The following is an 18,759-nucleotide window of genomic DNA, read 5'->3' as shown; positions in this document are numbered from 1 at the left end:
ATTCAAACTTCCCCTCCCTCCTGACGAAAAAATAATTTCAAAATGAAAAATTAACCGACAAACAAGTAGGCTACCAATGGTAAATAATCCTTCAATGCCAGTCGGAATCGTTTCAATCCTTTGGAGATATGTTTTTCGACCACCTTCTCCGAGATATTAAGCTCTTCAGCAATCTCTCTATTTTTCAAACTTTTAAATCGGCTAAGGGTAAACACATTTCGACATTGGGGAGGAAGATCTTCGAGCGTTTGTTGAATAATCCGTTCGATCTCATTAAAGGTATAATCGGAAGATTCTAACGAACTTAACACCTCTACATTCATTTCTAATTCCTGAATACTGTATGAATTAACAAATAATTTCTGTCGGTAACGCTGGCTTCGAAGCCTATAAAGACAATTATTTTTAGCAATGGTAAACAGGTAAGCATCTAGTTGACTATCGTCTCGCAGCTGATGACGCTTGTCCCATAACGTGAAGAAAGTATCTTGTACAATATTTTCGGCCAAATCTTCAAACGGAACAAATTCCAAGATAAAATAATAAAGGCGTGAAAAATACTTATCATACAAGACCTTGAATGCAGCCTCATCATCATTCTTTAAACCTTCAAGAAGTTTTAGATTTGTTGTAGTCATGTTAGTTGAATAGTCGTACAGCAAATCTAGAAAAATAATGCCAATTGCCATTAAGCCTTGGTCACGATCTCATAAAGTAAAAAATGCGTAAGCTGCATCTGGGGCTAAGCCGCAAAAGAAATCAGCTGGTTTGACTGACTCAATTCGAGCTCAACACTTACGACCTATTTCTTAGGCCAGAACAAATAATACACCAATGCTCCAAGGATATTGAGCAAAAAGCGATCAAAAAAAAACTCGAATTCTTCTTTATCATTCATGATTAGGCGAACTATAAAACCAAAAGACCACCGCATCAAGCAGTGGTCCCATTCAGCAAAATAGCTGAAAATTTTATAGTTGGTTATTCTTCTGTAGAAGATAATACGTAAGGGTATTGAATCAATAAATTACATGGAACAACTAAACATTCCTCCATGGTTTATCCTACACAAAAACTATTTCTTCTTAATAAATACGGCGCCGTATGAATCATTGCCAATATCGCCACGAACCGTTGCTTTTATGGTAAAGGCTGCACCGGTTTCATAGTCGTCAATATCGAAGGTGTAAACGTTATTTTTTGAAGTTCCCCCTGTAAATGCAGGGTGATGGTCTTCTGTAATTTTTTGGCCGTTTTTGAATACTTCAACCAACTCAATTTCCAAACGATGGTCGCCGCTGGTATACCAAAAAGCCAATTCATAAGTTCCGTTCTCATTGATTTTACCCGTTGCATTCATTTCAAAAACACCGAACTCTTTAGCTTGAATTTTACTGGGAGCCCATTCGGCAACTAACTCGCCATACTTTTTAAACTGATCGTATTTTGCCGGAAAATAAAGGGGTAACGAATATTGATTTCGGTTAACCACTGTAATAGCCTGAAATTGTGAAAGCTGTTGAACAACCACCGGTTCAGAATAGACTCCTGAGTACACGTTAGGTGCAATCCCATCGCTTGTAAAGCGAATTTCAGCTCCCGCTACCACATTTTCCAACACAATTTCGAATCCATCACCCACCTTACTCTTACCTAGCAATTTAGGCTGTGGAACACGATAACCGTAATTGGCCTCATCCAACCGATTATAATGGGTTTTCATCCGATTCTCAAAATCGCTCCAACTCTGCAGTTCCCGGGGAGTCCAGCAAACCTCAGCTAAGGCAGCCATGCGCGGAAACGTAAGATAATCCATATACTTTTCTGAACGATTCTCATTGATTGGGGCAATCTCCTGCAAAATGGTGCCATGAATAAACTGGTCAGACCACAAAGTAGCGTGAGCTCCTAAAACCTGTGGACGATACTTTTCATCCAATCCATCAATCATCGGATTCAAGGCATAAACCTTTTCCAATGAAATGGGTTTTAACCAGGTAGCCGCTTTTACCTCTCCTGGTATTTTACTTTCCGCTACATCGAAGTAACAATGGCCAGTTAATGCCATAACCACATCGTGTCCCTCTTTTGTGCCCGAAATCGCCTTTTCCTTTGCATGCCAAACCATTCCAACCGCTTTATCATCTAATCCACGTTCAATAATTTCGTCCCAGCCAACAATGGTTTTACCATATTTTGCAGCCATTTCCTGAATTCGGTTTGTGAAGTAAACCTGCAGCTCTTTTTCACTCTCCAGTCCCAGTTCTTTCTTACGTGCCTGGCAATGCTCGCATTTGATCCAACGATCGTAACGTGCCTCATCGCCTCCAACATGCAAATATCTCGACGGAAATAATTCGAATGTTTCTTTAAATACATCTTCCAGAAACTCAAAAGTTGATTCTTTTCCAACGCAATATAAATCGCGACTTATAAAGTGCTGCAAGGGAACAACATGTTGTTCTTCGGTACACGACAACCAAGGGTAGGCTGAAATGGCAGCCAAGGTATGCGCGGGAATCTCAATCTCAGGAATTACATCAACGTTTCGAAGTGAGGCATACGCCACAATCTCTTTAATGTCTTCCTGCGTATAGTAGCCTCCGGTGCGTTCGTGACCTTCGCCACGCCAAGCTCCAATTGATGTGAGTTTAGGATATTTTTTGATCTCCAATCGCCAGCCGGCGTCATCAATCAAGTGCAAATGCAGCACATTCATTTTATACATTCCCATCATGTCAATCAAATGCAAAACATAGTCTTTACCATACCAATAACGCGAAACATCGAGCATCACACCCCGCCAAGGATACAAAGGGGCATCTGCAATCTCAGCTCCTTCAATTTCCCAGTCTACATTTTTCTGACGTTGCAGGTTGTAGATTTCGACCGGAAGCATTTGCAACATTGTCTGAATACCGTTAAAAACTCCGGCAGGATCGGCTCCAACAATCTCTACCCTATTTTTTGTGACTGAAAGTTGATAACCTTCTTTCGCTATATTTTTCGAATTATCAATTGAAAGAACAATTGATTTCTCTTTAGCCGATTTTGATTTATTGATTTCAAAATCCCAGCCAGTTGCTGGCGACAAGCTTGCTCCCAAATACTCAGCCATTTCTTTCAAATTGCCGGAATAGAGAATCTGCACATCGGAAGTTAACTTAAAAACTTCTCCATTTGTGGTGTAACTCTTGGGTTTGGGGATGATGTCCTGAGCAAGCAAGCCTGTGAAGCTAGTCAGAACAAATAAAACAGACATTAAAAATGTGGTCCTTCTCATTCAATTTTAGTTTAATTGTTTTCTTTCTTTTTATCTATAAATTCCCAGCGAACCAAATAACAATTGGCTCCATTGTGAATCATTGAAATTCCCCAAGTTAATTCATTTTTTCCTTTCTCATCAGTAAGATCGGGCCGAAAGGCTCCCGGTGCATTCGGGCGCTGTGCTCTGTTAATTGGCACAGCAACTGGATTGGATGAAAAGTCTAATCCATCGGCTGCATATTCAAACGTGCTACGAATTGAAGCCAAGCAAGCTACTCCCTTATCCTGCTTCCACAAAAATACTTCATGACTCCCGGACAAAATTGGATTATTTTCATACTTCACAAATGGCCCTTCTGGGTTTTCAGCAATGGCAAGTCCCATGTGAGTGTGTAATGGGCCGGCTTGTCCATCGGCATATTTGCGGCCTTTATAGTAAAGCCAGAAATTGCCATTTCTTTTTAGCAAGACAGCATCATCAACCCGATAACTGTCGAATAAATCATGATTGCTGCTCGCCGAAATAATTGGATTATCAACGCACCTCACAAATGGGCCTGTTGGGCTGTCAGACTTTGCCACTCCAATAGCCGTGTAATCGTTTATGGAGTTATTTTCAAACTCGCCATTGTCATTTCCGAGAGTTGGCTGCACGCCGGTATAATACAAATAGTAAACACCCACTTCTTCCATAATATTAGGAGTAAAAACAGCCTGACTGTCCCACTGTCCATGCTCACCCTTCCCAAGTACTTCACCCAACTCTGTCCAACTGTGCCCTTCATCTTCGGAAATAGCAGCCCATATGGTTCCCCAATATCCGGGACTTTGTCCTAGTACTTTGGTGTAATACACGTAGTATTTATTCCCAACTTTAATAATATCACTGTTATCGCGACGAGTAACACCATTTTCAAAACCAACTCCTTCAATCTCCTCAAACTGAAACTCTTTTGAAGAAAAATAAGATTCTACCTGATCATTTTTGGTCCGATCTTGTGTAAACCCCTCGTGAAATATCACAACAATAAAAATTATAGCAACAGCAGTTTTCCTTTTCATTCCCTTTGTTTATTTTGAAATGCGATGATTCTACTTTTCAAATTTTTTGTCGTCGTTAAATATAACAAGTTCTAGATTTCAAACTGAAATTTATCCCCTTCTTTTAAATTCGATTGAGTCTCGACTTTAAAAATTCCAGTCTCTTTTAATTCAAAATATTTAAGTTCGATATTGCCATGCAAAACAACAAGTTCGACCTGAATCGTTGAACCTTTTTCACTAATATCCGCAGTTCCCCAGCTGTAGCCATTTGACCAAAACCATTTGCCTGGGCGCGCCGCCATTTTCATGGTTTTATCAACTGCAGAATACTCAAAGCCGTTTAAAGCCAACACACTTGCCCACGAAGCCATAGCCCGCGCGTAGTGATGTCCACATTCTGCTTCATCAAAGGGACTGCGCTTGGCTCCATCGTAACGGTCGCGAATATTTTTAATCCCGTTCACGCCTTCGTCTTCCATCCCTTCGTATATCATCCCTACAAGTGCAGCATATTCAAAACCTGTCATTACTTCAGAAAAATAAGGGAATGGAATTTTGGGGCGTCCATTTGGCCAGCTTGCCATTAACAAGGCCGATTCATTGCCCAGGGCATAAGAACGCATATTGTTAAAGTGCTCCGTCATGCTTTCCCTTCTGTTATATTTCAAGATACTTTCAAACGTCGTTTTAATGTGCTCCTTTGGAGCGAGGTATCCAAGGCCACAAATATGTGCCATATATTGACCCACAAGCTGATCGACCAAGCAGCCTTTTGCCAGCTGATATTTAGGCATATTAGGGGCTGAATAGTCCGTAATTTCCTCCTTCGTTTCAGGATCAAGAACCTGATGCACATAGTATTCGCCATTGAATAAATTTTTATCGGTCCATTCACTTCCAGTCTTGTAGATAGCAGCGCATTTTTTAGCAAACGTTTTATCGTCCATAGCCAAAGCCATTTGTTCCGCTGCTTTTAATGCTCCCAAGTACCAGAACTGCATTTGTGGATTGGGACCTGAATAATTGACATCCATCGTATTGTGCTGGCTGCCTTCCATCACGCCATTGGCATCAGCGTCCCAACTGTTTTCTTCCCAGGCAAAGGCCAGCGCACTTTTCACATTCGTCCAGCTTTTCCGAACGAATTCGGTATTTCCCGAAAGTTGCCAATCGCGATACATCTTCATGATGGTACCCATTTGTCCATCGGCTGCAACGCCTCCTGATTGAGCACTAATTAGAGGCAACCCGGCTCGAAACGACATACTTCCGTTGTCACGGGTGGCATAATTAAACTCAACATCGCGCATCGTAAGCGCCAAATTACCAAACAAAAAGGCCGTGGCCTGTTCGTAATTCCAAACATGAGTACAGGAGCCGGCACATGAACCAAAACGGTCCATACATCCCTCCCATCCCATCATGTGTCCGCTTTTAATTCGAAAAACCGTTTGCGAACGAAGAGTGCTTAAATTAAAAAGCGCCGATTCTTTTACTACTTCCGGTAGATCCGTATTCAGAAAAGCATTTACAAATTGTAACGTCTGAGCCTCCAATTGTTTCAATTTTGGCTGAGTCTCTTGAATGACATCTAAAGCATCTTTATACTGGGTCGTATAGTAGTTGCCAACAACCTCACTTGCCCAGGCTTTTCGGTTTGGGAAATGCCAGGTCAAATAAAATTCGAATTCGCGGGTACTGTTTGCAGGAATTTCTTGCTGAACCGATAGCGAAGCCATTGGATCATGATCAACTTGCTCCTCCTTTTCAGTCAACTCTCCATCATCGCTAAAATCGTCCCAGAAATCAAGAACCCCATTTCCCCACGCGTTACTGATCGAAGACGTTCGATAGCTAACGCCTGTTGGAGCATTTGTCGACAAAACAAGTGTTCCCCAGGCAGGATCGTCTTCCGCCACTTCGCCCGGCAAGAATTTAATCCCTCTTAAATTGCCATCTGCAAAATATTCATTCTTATTCTTTACTGCTCCGTCATAAATTCGGTCACCTTTCCAGTCGACGTGATACTTACTACCATCTTTACCAATAAAATTACGAATAGACCCACAAACGGAAACACGTAGCGGCTCATTGCTATTGTTGGAAACTTCGTAGCGCAAAACGGCAATGGGTATTCCACTGGCATCGGCATCGCCCGGAATAAGTGGATTGAATGCCTTTATTTTAACATCTACCGGAAGCTTTCTATCCGTCAAATTTACCGTACCAAAAGGATAGGCAGCATCGAACGAAGCCTTTTCGAAGCGCGGAATACCATGGTGATCAACCGGGCGGCCTTCCATGTGTTCATACTCATAATCAAGAAGTGGCCCCATTAAACCTTTAGTGTACTTCTCATTTCCCTGCTCAATATGAATAGCAAAAAAAGGAGCATCGTTCCCCGGCGTGACGGTGCTAAATCCTTTCCCGGGACGGTTCATAATTTCCCAGTCCACCAAGCTTCCACACCCGCTAATAGAAACAGTTCCTGTGCCAATTCCACCGATAGGTAAGGCTATTTTCGAAACGTGATTTTGATCGTAGTGCTTTAAAGTGGGCCACTGTTGTGCATTTACAAACAATGCCGACAAAATAAGAACAGCTATACTTCCGATTAATTTCATGGTATGATATGATTTAATTTATAACTAAACTTTTGAATGCTCACCCGGTCACAACTCAATGCCCAAAACGACACCACCCACAAGCCGATTAATCCAACTATTCCCTAAATAGTCCGATTGAACGAGCATATAAATTGCAGGCTCAACCCTCCCCCATTTGGCTTCCACCCCTCCGTAAATTCTGTTTCTTGACAACTTTCTTCGATCGATGAAAATTTCTTCCTGAAAGTATGGATTTATTTTAAGAGATGTCCACTTCCAATTGGGTTTCACCTTTAAATCAGTCCTATACCTGAAACGAGTGTCTGCAATCTCAAACATTCTCAGTTCAAGCCGATGACGGTTACGAAAACACCAGTTGCCAATCGTTGTTTTTCCTGACAATCGCATCATCGGTCGGTACTCGTGAACTTTTGAGCCGTTAAAATCATAAAACTCGTGACGATACATTGCTTCAACATCGAGCCATTTTTTTGCATGAAAAGTTACTTTCCCTTCTAAAAACCAATCGTAATTGCCAAGTTCTGAACTATATAAATTATTGAAAAGAACTTCGCCACTCCACTTTCCATTAAGCCGATGATATACATACAGCTCTTGCCAAAGTTCGCTAATTCCTGATTCTATTTCCTGGGCAGTTGTATTTCTGCTAAACAGTGTCATCAGTGCCACTAAAGTAATCGAAAAAAAGCCTGCCTTCTTCAGGGTTGCGCTTAAATTGGGGAATAAGTATCCTTTATTACAGTCCATCTATTTTCCAGGGTAGAACAGAATCTCATTGCAGCACAATGCTCACTAACTGATTCTTTTTTAATACAATTTCTCCAAAATCAACAGTTACTATTTCTCCTTTTTGTAGGTAGTTAACCTCCACATTCTGATCTCCAATTTTAACAAAAACAGCATTAATTTGCGTTTCCTTTTCTAACGCAATCTCTATTTGATGAATATTCAATTGACCATAGGCCAATTGAATGGTATTGGTCTGTTTGTTATTACTTCGTTTTTGTGAAAAACTTCCCCAACCTTCAGCCGTAATGAATGCCGATTTAAAATTCTCGGGATTGATTTTTGGATTAAAACCAATAATTCCTTTCGGTCCGTGATAAGTAAAACCCGATGCTGCAACAAATGCCCCGTAGCTTGACATAGCACGTGTATAATGGTTTCCGTATTCGACCTCGTTATATGGATTTCGTTTTGAAGGGGCATAACGTTCGTGAATTGCTTTAATCATCTCCAAGCCTTTGTCGACCATACCTTCGTTGATCATGTGTGCCGCTGCCTGGTATGTAAAACCAGTCATACATTCGCTAAAATAGCCAACTACCAATTTTTCCCATTCATCTTTTATTTTGCCCGGTGCTTTCTCTGCACCTCCTTTTGGGAAAGTACACATCATTGTGCCGGCTTCGCCTGGTAAAGCATAAAACCTTACATTTTGAATATATGAAGTGTCGATATATGAACCGATATCTTCACAAAAATTGTATTTATAAATGGATGTCAGAGCACTTTTTGTTTCCTTTTCAGGCAATACCCGGGGCAATCCAGCTTGCATTGCCCACGATTGACCGAGAACCTGGTCGATATGACAACCAACGTTTGAGTTTGGATTTTTAGGATTTTCAGGGTCAAGAATATTTATAAAGTATTCACCGTTGAAAAGCTGCGAAGTCATATTCTCATATCCTTTTCGGGCAATTTTGCTACACTCTTTTGCGAATTTTTTATCGCCCACTTCAGTTGCCATTGCTTCCCCTGCTTTTAATGCAGCATTGTACATGCTACTTATCCACGTATTTTTCCCATACCACATTCGATCCAGCGTGTTATATTGTGCACCTTCTAAAATACCATCGGCTTTCCCATCTTTTTCCTTATCGTGAGCAATCATGTATTCGATGCTCTTCTTTATTTTCGGCCAATTCCTTTTCAAAAATGCATTATTTACCGACATCGTGTGTTCACGGTAGGTTCGTAGAATCGTTCCGGCATGTCCATCAACAGCATAACCACGTCCATCGTGATGTCCCTCATTTGAGAATTCTGCTCTGTAACCAATCAATCCATCATCGTGAAATGCCAAGCCATAATCAACCTGTTCTCTTAATTGTTTTGCTAAACGTGGGAATACACGCCCCAGTGCCTGTTCGTAATGAAAAACATGCGTACAAGTTCCATGGCCGAGATAAACACCCTCCTGTGTATAAAAACGTCCTTCATTATCAGGATCGTCCGTTAAATCATCAAGACGATAACATGAAGTTGTCGCAAGTGTACTTGTGTTTACAAAAGTCCGGTCGAGAAACCATTTTGGGAGGCTTGAGTTATACCAAGTTTCGACCCAGGATTTTGTACTTCCAATTAACACATCCCTGTTTTTAGAAATATAATTTGCAACATCGGCTGATGATTCAAATCTATCACTATAATAATATCTCAGATTCTCCCTGTTTTTCAGGTTATGAAAACCACTTTCTTCTCGATGTACATTTGGGAAATACCACGAAAGAATAAATCGGACTATTTTTTTTTCGTCTGGCGCCAACATAAGGGTTTTACCCAAAGCTCCGGTTAGATTTTCACCCAAAGTGCTTTTGGCTACTGTTATCTCGGAAGCGGTAACTTCAGGTAGATTGTAATCAATATTTGTTGAAGTCAGGGGTGTTGACCAGCTATTTTCATCATCGAGCAAGCTTAGTGTCATATTCCCATAATCAGGCATGCCTTCAATATTTTCTCCTTCAGATTTACAAATCAACTGGAGAGTACCACTTTTCTTTTCTATTAAATTAATATGTTGCCCCGTATTTCTATTTGCAGTAAAAAGATTTGCTGTATTTTGCAGCCATCCAAAAAGCTCAACTTCTACTTCCTTCTTACTCGTGTTTTTAACCGTATACTCCATAGTTACCGCCGGGAAACCCGACTCCTCGCTGTTTGTTGGAATAAATGGAGTAAAAGCCTCTAAATGAACATCAAGGGGGAATCCATCTTCGCGAAACGAAACATTTCCGATTGGATATTGCCCGTCAAATTGAATATCAGAAAATCCTCCAATTCGCAATGGTTTTACAAAAGGTGTAATTTGATTTTTAATACGAATGGCAAATCCCTGATCGAATTGTCTGTCCTGAACCATTGGATTGATATAAAATTTATCACCGGGCCCTCCTGGGTTAATTCGCTGTATATTAAAAACATCCCAATACCATAGCTGTCCATCACCCCCCAAATAAACCTGCCCAGAACCAATTCCTCCAACTGGCATCCCAATGTAGATCAATTTGTTATAACTTGAACTTGCTATTGATTGATTGAAAGTAAACAAGAAGAGCGCAAAGCCTATGAGTTTATTGATAATATTCATTTCAAAAATTTAAAGTCTAGGTAATTATAATTTATTCAGAAAGTTTCATTAGAATCTCTCTTCGCTTTTTTCTGAATTCACCAATATTAATATCGTAATGCTCAAACCCATAAACTGTAGTTCCAACTAATTCATCTGCTTTCTTCGGGAATTTATCTCTGAGCATTTTTAATAGTTCGTAATCCACAATTCCATCACGCATAGCCTCCAGTCGAATAGACGGATAAATGGTTTTATAGCCCGGATATGAAATCCAACAGTCTCCCCCTGGAAGAATATTTCCAGATGAAACAATCATCCCTGAAACATCATCAAACGGATTTTCGGCAGTTACAATTCCTGAGTTTGAGCCCCAGAAGTTAAATCCCCAATGTAAATACCCCGGAATATTGTATTTAAAATTCACCCAATGTAACAACCTGGTTTTGATCAGAGGCTGTTCTACAAAACGGTTAGCCCATTCGCCTTTGGGAGACAAACAGGTGTAATACCAGGCTTCATCTCCTTTAGCCTGACGCTCGTTGTAAAAATCCATGCCACTTTTCAGGAAATTCATCTGAGGAACCCAAATATCTACCATATTTTCCAGCTGGTGAGTATGGCAAGCCTCAATCACCTTTAAGTCGGGGACCAATGTTTTTAAGAACTTTGAAATTTCGATATACGATTCCACATTATCTTCAATTGGCTCATCGGCAATGTGTTGAATGTATTGCCCATCCCAGCCATTTGCCTTAATATTTTCAACAAAAGCCGGTAAAAAAGCTGCGTAAAAATCTTTTGCTTTTTGGCTATTCAGAGGTAATAATTCTTTATCAATACTATCGTTTTCAAACACGGGAACATATAATCCAAACGGACTAGACCAGCCACCATCAATTCGACTTCCCAAATGTCCTCCTTCCAATCGTCCAATTACTCCTTCTTCTGCAAAAAGATCTACCATTTTATTGAAATTACTGAAATCAAAATCCCACTTATCATTTTCAAACGAAAAATCAGTGTGGTCGAAGAGAGAAATCATAGCTACATTCTGTCTGTAATCCGCCAGTGTTTTTGCCATTACCCGTGAAAGTTCCCAATATAAATCGCCATGTTTCTCCACTGGTTGATTATTGTTCAAATAGTGCAGTCTGTCGAGAAAGAACCAGTTTGTCACCCAAAGTGATGTGCTTTCAATCACCGGTTTAAACACTTCTATTTCGAACGATTTTGTTTTTGAAATAGTTTCCCCGGCTACCTGACATGTTATCTCAGCTGTTCCAGTATATAATCCGGTTGGGCAGTCCTTTGGTATTTTAACCGACACCCATATTGGCTGTGTTGTTCCGAATGGGACATCACGGCTGTCTTCATAAGTAATCGGATCAGGGAAATAGCCAGACATGGGTTTGTATGAATCTTTTGAAGGCTCCGGATTTGCCCTTCCAACTTTTACGAATCCCACAAAACCCGTTTTAATATCTGCTAATTCAGAATCTCCGCTTTCGGGAGAATCAATCTTGATCTTTAAGTTTTGAATATCGGAATTTGCACGAACCACAAATTGAAGTGAAGCATGTTCTCCGCGTGCAACGTCAATATGCGCATCGAAAGGTGCAAAATAGTTGCTTTCGGGAAATACTTTTTGGAGGGCATCGACAACTTCAAATTGCACAGTATTATTACTGGAGCATCTGATCAGAAGTATTCCTGCCAGCATTAAAGTATAACGTATTACTGTTTTCATGTGTTAGATATTTGATTAGAAGTTATTTTTTATAGTAAAGAAATCCGGCAACGATAAGCACTCCCAAAAGAATAGAAACAATGGTGACCAACAGTACTTTTTTCGAATTTTCAACAGGAATTTGTTCTTCCTGAATTTGATCGACGGATTTGTCTTCAGCACCAAAAACCTCATCCAAGTTGATGGTTTCAGGAGCAAAAGCCACACTTCCGGTTTCGTCCGATAAAGTCTCTTTAGCCAAAATTCGACTCATCTCGGCCAGAATCATGGGGTTGTCTACATCGAAGCCAACAAGCTTTGCCAGGTATTGTCTGGAACCCTGGTCCCATAAAAGCGGCACCTGATTTCCCAGCATCCACTTTTTATCCAATCCACATTCGCAATCGGCTCCAATCATCGACATATGGTTATACAAGACTCCCTCTTGAATTTCTTTGAAGTCGAGAGCCTTTCCGATCATTCGACCACGTCCATAAAGAACGAAAGCCACAGGGCTTACCGGAATCGTTTCAAGGCCCAGGCTCCAAAGCAAAACGCTTTCATTCTGAAAATCATCCTTAGTAACTGCAATTGTCAAAGGTCCTTTTTCAACAATTTTGGGCATGCCTGGCATGATGTTTTCAATGGCTTCACATTCGTGCTGAACTTGGTCGGCGATTACCCGATTTTCTGCTTCATTTTCACCCTCAATCCAAACTACAACAGCAAAAACATCAGGAAAATCCCTCCTTAATTTTTGCCCCAAAGCAGATTCCAGAACTTCATCATACACCGTTGAGATATCCTTTTCATCGAACTGAAATATTCTACCATCGGGAGCAACTAAAACAGTACAAGGAAACTTAATTCCTTTTTGCTGGACACTTTTCACTATTGGATGCTGTAAATCGGAACGGGGACTTAAAACCTCTAAACGTAAATTGCAATCCCTGTTTTTTTCATGAAACGTCTTCCACAAAGCCTTTCCGGCATTCGCATTTTCGTCAATTACGGCTATAGTGTAAATGTCCTGCGACAAAATGGAAAAACCAATTTCGCGAACGGTAAAACGGCAAGCATCTACCTGAAAGACAGAGACCATAAAAAGAAGGATGAATATTCCGAATGCTTTCATTTTTTTACTTGTTATCCGCAACGAGGTCAGAAGGCTTAACCTTTACAAACTGCTGACCTCGAACAAATTTTCGTTCTTTACCTCCTTTAACCAAAAATATGGCCGCTCTCACTTCAAGCGAATGATCAATCGAAAAAGGTTCGGTATATTTTGTTGAATTCTTGTTTGGCTCGCTTCCGTCGGTTGTGTAGTATAGGTTACCCTCTACTCCCGGTTTTACAAGCAGCTCGATTTCTACTGAGTTGACGAATTCGTTAAAGGCACAGGTATGAATATAATCGCCCCAACTTTCATCTTTATAATCTCTTGTTGAAGTTTCGCCCAGACTCTTGATCGTTATTGGAGCTCTTGAAATGGGCGCCATCACCATCGATGTTTCCAACCAGTTACCACAACTGCAACCGCCACCTGCTTCGGGCGACAGAATCATTCCTTCGGCAGGAATTGTACTCAACCAGCAATCAGGACGTAGTCGTTCCCACTTTGAGAAATTACGGTTGTCGAAATTAAACTGCGTAACACTGCCGCCCCGGTAAAACACCGATTGCTCGGTTAAAGCATAGTGTGCACAACCGTGCCCTACTTTCGGTACATTGTAATTGATTTCTTCTCCACTTTCCAAATTATAAAGTACGGGTTTTATCATCAGCCGGGTTCCCACAATTGCCGGTTTCGACATATGCGCTCCATGATCACCATGAAACCACTTTTGAATTTTTTTCCAACGCAGAGAACCATCCTTTTCATCGTAAACCTGCACATCATATTTCCCGTCTTGCGATGAAGCAATTACATATTTTTGATTCCCGGCAACCATAAAATAGCTTGTTTTTCCTGCTATGGTTTTCACACGTCGTTCCCATATTTTCTCGCCGTTGGTTACGTCCAACGAAACGAGCCAGGCATTTTTATAAATCTCGTCTCCCCCCCTGCCGCTAAGCATACTTTCTTCGTTGGGCGAGCGTGTTTCAACAAAACTAATTTTGCCATTCGAAATAAGGATGGTAGGATTGATCACGGCTCCCTGGGGTTGGTATTCCCAGTTCTTTTGAAATCCATTTTTTGAAAGAGAAAATAGCCTATTGCTTAACACTTTAAACGACATCATGCCATCTTTTGCATCGTACCATCCACGTCCACCATGGTAACGAGAGAAGTTTGCATCTTCTTTTGACGCGCTCCCAATCAGCTGATCTTCAACCAAACCAATATAACTCCAGTTGGAAGTCCCATCGTGGTATTTTGAAATGGGCAATACGGCTAAGACTTCTCCATTTTGCTGATTGACCTGATGCAACTGATCGTCGATTGCCAGGTACAAATATTCGTTGTCGGCCGCCCAGTTAGAACAGTCGCGTAAAACATTCATACGCTTTAATCCCGGAAAATCTTTCGCCCAATACACCGTCCCGTTGTACACATTTACAGCTATGATGCGCTCATTCCCCTGTACAAATAGTTTGCCATTAACGGCTAAAGGAGAGGGCTTTCTGCCGCTTCTGTCCGTCTGAAAACGTGGGCCGGGGCGCCCCATCCATTGTACTTCGAAATCGTTGGTTGATGATGCTCCCCACAAACTCTCTCCGCCAAAAGAACTGTTATCTGCTTTGCCATATTGATGCGTCCACGAGCCTGTATCTTCAATCGGATTCTTAATCAATAAGAAGGCATCCTCCTTGTATTTTTTCACTTCAACCTGCCAACTCAGCATGGACTCGTCAAGCCATTCATCAATATCCTTAACTCCATTCACCACAGCATACTGATTTGGAGCAATCAATCGAATAACTTCATCCGGACTAATGACAGAACCTTTATTCACCCAAACCAGATCTGCCACTTCAGAAATAATGGGTAGGTTTGCTAAACGTTCAACTTTCAGTGCTGAAATTTTCCTTCCATACACGCCCTCCTTCTGGAGCTTCTTTCGAAAGGCCTCAATTTCATCAGAAGAATCTTCAATATTTACCACATTCAATTCTGATTGTGCAGCAAGTTCTATGGCTGACTGAGCTGATTCTTCTCCTAATACAAGACCAAAACCTTTACCTCGTGGATACGATTTCAGAAAAGTGGCAATTTGTTGTTGATGTGATTTCGTGGCGCGAGGCAGATCTCCGGCACTTAACACTTCTGGTGCAAAATTGAAAAAATTATCGTACTCAAATTCGGCCTTTTCGCCAGTTTCAGAAACTAATTCGTACGAATACGTAAAACCCTGGCGCACTGGCAGTGAAAGCTGATATTTTCGTATTGAGACATCGCTGGTGATCGTCAGCTTACTTCCCTCCGTTTTCCACTCCACATTAATCTTCGAAGGTTCGAAGGTTTCAAACTGAAGCAAAATAGAATCAGTAGAAAGTGCATGAACAAACGGACCTGCTTTTAACTGCAGAATTTCATAATCGGGAGCTGTTTCCTCCTTCTTAATGGATTCATCAATTCCGGCTTCTTTTTCTGAATTGGTGTCAAATAGCGAATTTTCTCCAAACCCTTTTTTGAAACAATAAATACGTCCTGTATTCGTCGAAGCATAAAGCCCCTTATTGGCCACCGAAAGCGCATACACTGTCCCTTCCACATCGGCCTCCCAAACCGGTAGTCCATTTTTAGTGCTTATTCCGTATACTTTATCCGTACCACCGGCAAATAACACATCGCCGGCGATAATAATCCGGTGTGCCTGATAATTTCTTCTGAGCCACAACATCTTCTTTGTTTCGCGATGGTAAGCAGCAATACTACTCTCATTTAAAACATAGCTGGTATCGCCCTTTACAACCATTTCTTTACCCTCTTTAAACGTCATAAATTCAGGGTTCTTTTCAATGGGTGATTCTACAATACTTTTGAACCTTGAAGAGTGGCCGTGTACGACATTTTGATCGGGGGTAACCAACACAAAACATCCGCCGGTTCCAGCTAGCTGGCCTTTCTTTTCACCGGTTGTTTTATTCAAAAATGCCGGAGATATTCTGCCTTGTGGTTGAATAAGCATCGATCCGGTTGAAGCCATTGCTCCTTCCAAAGTCATGTTCATATCGTTGTGTTCTTTCACATAGGTGCCCGCAATGTCGGGTTGTCCCGTTTCAACATTTACGGCACACACAAACGATTTCTTCCAGGGTAACATCGATGCACCAAAATAGGCAATTCCTCCTTCAATCAATACGCCTGTGCGGATAGGCCAAAACGAGATTAAACGTCCGTTGTTCAAAACTTTCTGATGATTTGCTGGCGATGGAGAATACTTCCAAATTAATTTTCCTTTTCGCGCATCAACACAATAAACATAACCATCATCCGATCCAAAATAGAGATTTCCATTGTCGTAAGTCGGCGCAATGCGAATGGGACCGTCAGTAGTAAAATGCCATTTTTCTTTACCCGTATCCGCGTTTATGCAATGCACCGCATCATCGGATGAAGAGCCGTAATATAACTTTGAGCCAACAATTATCGGGTAATACGACAAATCATAATCGCGCATTGACGGAAGTGGGCCACTAACAGCGTATGCATCTTCTTTTGCAGGGCCATACCACGCTGGAACAGGTTTTTGCGATGCTTGGTAAACCCAGGCCTCGCCTTGTGTTTTTAGGTCCAACTCAAGCGGCGAATTGGCACTTCTATAATTATCTTTTTTGAATTGTGGCCAATCGTTTTCAGTAAGCTCGGGTGCTTTTAACTCACATGCCTGAAAAAGCATGACTGAAGCCAAAATTACAATAAGGTTTCTCAAGCTTGTCCGTTTTTTTGCTAGTTGGTTTGTCATAGCTAGTTGGTTCTGATATTGGTGATTTTTCCTTTTTTCATTGAGATTATACAATCGGCAAGATGATCGGCTTCATTTCCATGCGAAACCATGACAACGGAGCCACCCGACTGTTGAAATTTACGAAGGTGATCTAATACCACTTGTGTATTTTCAGGATCGAGGTTTCCGGTAGGTTCATCCGCTAATATAAGTTCTGGTTTTACAATTAACGCCCGCGCTAAAGCAACCCGCTGCTTTTCGCCAATCGAAAGTTCTGACGGATAGTGTTTCAATCGATCGGTAATATTTAACTCCTCGGCCAATGTTTGTGCCTGTTCCTCGGAAACGTCTTTGTTCCCTGCATTTTTTGAGAAGAGGATGTTCTCAAGAACCGTTAGATAAGGAATTAAATGATAGGATTGAAATACAAAACCGACTTGAGATGAAAGAAACGCTGTGCGTTCCTTTTCCTCCATGTTGAACGGTTCTTTTCCCAATACCTTAACCTGACCCGAAGAAGGTTTCAGCAATCCTCCAAGGGTAAACAGCAGGGTTGATTTTCCGCAGCCACTTGGGCCTTTAATCAACACAAACTTATTATCCGGAATCTGCATGTTCAGCTCATGGAGAGCTACAACATCTCCCATTTTCGAACTGAATATTTTTGTTACATCTTGAATGTTAATCATACTATTTCCTTAAAATCTTAATCAAGCCTCTTTTAAGACCTCTGCCGGGTCTTGTTTTATAGCAAACACAACAGGAATAAATGCTGCAAGAGCTGCAAATATTGGCGCAAAAATCAACGCTTTATATAGCAGAGCATAAACAGGCGATACGGCATGTGCTGTTACTTTAAATATTTCCGGGCCATATTTCATTCCCAGCCATGTAGCCAGAAAAAAGCCAATAAAAGCCCCTCCCAAGCCGGTTAACAACGCACGGGCAAAGAACAAACGAGCTATTTTCCAGTTACCAAACCCGGTAGCACGCATAATTCCAATTTCTGTTTTACGCTGAAATACATTTAGCATTGAAAAAGTACCTACCCATAAAATACAAGCGATTAAAATGATCGGTAACAAAACGGCAAAGTAGTTATCCATCATTTTGCGCTGGCGTTCGCGGGCTACAGCCACTGTCCGGTTCATGATAACTTTTGTATTGGGCAAAACCTGTCCTAGCTGTATTCGAAGTTGTTCCAGTGGGTCGTCTCCTTCGGTTGAACAAAGACAGTTCAGAGCCATAATCTCATTAATGCGTCCTTCCATTCTCAACAAGCTCTGCAACTCTTTCAAATCAAAATAAACACGGATATCATCTTCCGAACCGGTTTCTGCCAATGTCCGTTCTACTTCGTATTCGTTTCCTAAAACCGTAAGAAGATCACCTTCCTCGATATTGTGCTTGTCTGCGATTTCGTAACCAACATAAATTTTATCGGGCTCTACAGCAAAAATCATTTTCGATTTAGTGCTACCATTGGGTTCCAATTCATCAGGCGAAATCCCTGTTAACACCACCTCGGTATTTCTCCACTCAATTTTCCTGTGTAAAGTGGCCGTTAAGTGCGCATAGTAGAACGATTTTGCATCAACCAGCTTATCGACAAACTCCTCAGGCATTGTTTGATTAGAATAACCTGCGACCCAGAAATCATTCATATTGGTATTATCCGGAATAATTTTCAGGTTAAAGCCCATATCGCGTGTAAGACGCCTGGTTTCGTTTTGCGAGGCAGCCGTCATCATAAAAAATAGAACAACGATAGTTACTGCTGCAACCATACCAACTAAGCCTAGCAAGAAGTTTGTTCTTCTGTATTTAATTTCTTGTAGAAAAAGCATTTTT

The 18,759-nt window shown here is 41.2% G+C and carries 12 protein-coding genes; all 12 read right to left on the bottom strand.

All coding sequences use genetic code 11. The annotated features are described in order from the left end of the window. Positions 1-50 precede the first annotated feature (50 nt). The 12 genes from ACUNWA_RS16240 to ACUNWA_RS16185 all read right to left on the bottom strand — a co-directional run bounded on the left by ACUNWA_RS16240 (position 51) and on the right by ACUNWA_RS16185 (position 18,755). Positions 51-638: an RNA polymerase sigma-70 factor gene (locus tag ACUNWA_RS16240; RefSeq protein WP_445592979.1), complete on the bottom strand. Its 588-nt coding sequence runs from the start codon at positions 636-638 to the stop codon at positions 51-53. 164 nt (positions 639-802) lie between these two features. After that, positions 803-1,015 (bottom strand): hypothetical protein, encoded by a 213-nt coding sequence (locus tag ACUNWA_RS16235; RefSeq protein WP_445593015.1) that lies wholly within the window; start codon positions 1,013-1,015, stop codon positions 803-805. 60 nt (positions 1,016-1,075) lie between these two features. Further along, positions 1,076-3,283 carry a beta-N-acetylhexosaminidase gene (locus ACUNWA_RS16230; RefSeq protein WP_445592978.1) on the bottom strand — a complete coding sequence of 736 codons (2,208 nt, stop codon included), beginning with the start codon at positions 3,281-3,283 and terminating at the stop codon, positions 1,076-1,078. An 11-nt stretch (positions 3,284-3,294) separates the two neighbouring features. Then, positions 3,295-4,329 carry a family 43 glycosylhydrolase gene (locus tag ACUNWA_RS16225; protein WP_445592977.1) on the bottom strand — a complete coding sequence of 345 codons (1,035 nt, stop codon included), beginning with the start codon at positions 4,327-4,329 and terminating at the stop codon, positions 3,295-3,297. A gap of 71 nt (positions 4,330-4,400) precedes the next feature. Continuing rightward, the gene (locus ACUNWA_RS16220) at positions 4,401-6,935 is read right to left on the bottom strand and encodes a GH116 family glycosyl-hydrolase (protein WP_445592976.1); all 2,535 of its coding nucleotides are present in this window, start codon (positions 6,933-6,935) and stop codon (positions 4,401-4,403) included. A gap of 48 nt (positions 6,936-6,983) precedes the next feature. Then, complete coding sequence (locus ACUNWA_RS16215; RefSeq protein ID WP_445592975.1) at positions 6,984-7,685, bottom strand: DUF2490 domain-containing protein; 702 nt, start codon at positions 7,683-7,685, stop codon at positions 6,984-6,986. Positions 7,686-7,710: 25 nt separating this feature from the next. Further along, positions 7,711-10,308, bottom strand: coding sequence for a GH116 family glycosyl-hydrolase (locus ACUNWA_RS16210; protein WP_445592974.1), 2,598 nt, complete (start codon positions 10,306-10,308; stop codon positions 7,711-7,713). Positions 10,309-10,339: 31 nt separating this feature from the next. Next, positions 10,340-12,037 (bottom strand): glycoside hydrolase domain-containing protein, encoded by a 1,698-nt coding sequence (locus ACUNWA_RS16205; protein ID WP_445592973.1) that lies wholly within the window; start codon positions 12,035-12,037, stop codon positions 10,340-10,342. Positions 12,038-12,059: 22 nt separating this feature from the next. Beyond that, positions 12,060-13,151 carry a hypothetical protein gene (locus ACUNWA_RS16200; RefSeq protein WP_445592972.1) on the bottom strand — a complete coding sequence of 364 codons (1,092 nt, stop codon included), beginning with the start codon at positions 13,149-13,151 and terminating at the stop codon, positions 12,060-12,062. 4 nt (positions 13,152-13,155) lie between these two features. Next, positions 13,156-16,926, bottom strand: coding sequence for an outer membrane protein assembly factor BamB family protein (locus ACUNWA_RS16195; protein WP_445592971.1), 3,771 nt, complete (start codon positions 16,924-16,926; stop codon positions 13,156-13,158). Between the two features lie 2 nt (positions 16,927-16,928). Further along, complete coding sequence (locus ACUNWA_RS16190) at positions 16,929-17,597, bottom strand: ABC transporter ATP-binding protein (RefSeq protein WP_445592970.1); 669 nt, start codon at positions 17,595-17,597, stop codon at positions 16,929-16,931. A 21-nt stretch (positions 17,598-17,618) separates the two neighbouring features. Next, positions 17,619-18,755 carry an ABC transporter permease gene (locus ACUNWA_RS16185; protein WP_445592969.1) on the bottom strand — a complete coding sequence of 379 codons (1,137 nt, stop codon included), beginning with the start codon at positions 18,753-18,755 and terminating at the stop codon, positions 17,619-17,621. Positions 18,756-18,759: the final 4 nt, after the last annotated feature.

This window comes from Sunxiuqinia sp. sy24, from assembly GCF_052677165.1.
This window is presented reverse-complemented; position numbering and strand designations above follow the sequence as displayed.

Coding starts and splice junctions, on each gene's coding strand:
- ACUNWA_RS16240 (WP_445592979.1), bottom strand. CDS start 638: ATGACTACAACAAATCTAAAACTTCTTGAAGGTTTAAAGAATGATGAT.
- ACUNWA_RS16230 (WP_445592978.1), bottom strand. CDS start 3,283: ATGAGAAGGACCACATTTTTAATGTCTGTTTTATTTGTTCTGACTAGC.
- ACUNWA_RS16225 (WP_445592977.1), bottom strand. CDS start 4,329: ATGAAAAGGAAAACTGCTGTTGCTATAATTTTTATTGTTGTGATATTT.
- ACUNWA_RS16220 (WP_445592976.1), bottom strand. CDS start 6,935: ATGAAATTAATCGGAAGTATAGCTGTTCTTATTTTGTCGGCATTGTTT.
- ACUNWA_RS16215 (WP_445592975.1), bottom strand. CDS start 7,685: ATGGACTGTAATAAAGGATACTTATTCCCCAATTTAAGCGCAACCCTG.
- ACUNWA_RS16210 (WP_445592974.1), bottom strand. CDS start 10,308: ATGAATATTATCAATAAACTCATAGGCTTTGCGCTCTTCTTGTTTACT.
- ACUNWA_RS16205 (WP_445592973.1), bottom strand. CDS start 12,037: ATGAAAACAGTAATACGTTATACTTTAATGCTGGCAGGAATACTTCTG.
- ACUNWA_RS16200 (WP_445592972.1), bottom strand. CDS start 13,151: ATGAAAGCATTCGGAATATTCATCCTTCTTTTTATGGTCTCTGTCTTT.
- ACUNWA_RS16195 (WP_445592971.1), bottom strand. CDS start 16,926: ATGACAAACCAACTAGCAAAAAAACGGACAAGCTTGAGAAACCTTATT.
- ACUNWA_RS16190 (WP_445592970.1), bottom strand. CDS start 17,597: ATGATTAACATTCAAGATGTAACAAAAATATTCAGTTCGAAAATGGGA.
- ACUNWA_RS16185 (WP_445592969.1), bottom strand. CDS start 18,755: ATGCTTTTTCTACAAGAAATTAAATACAGAAGAACAAACTTCTTGCTA.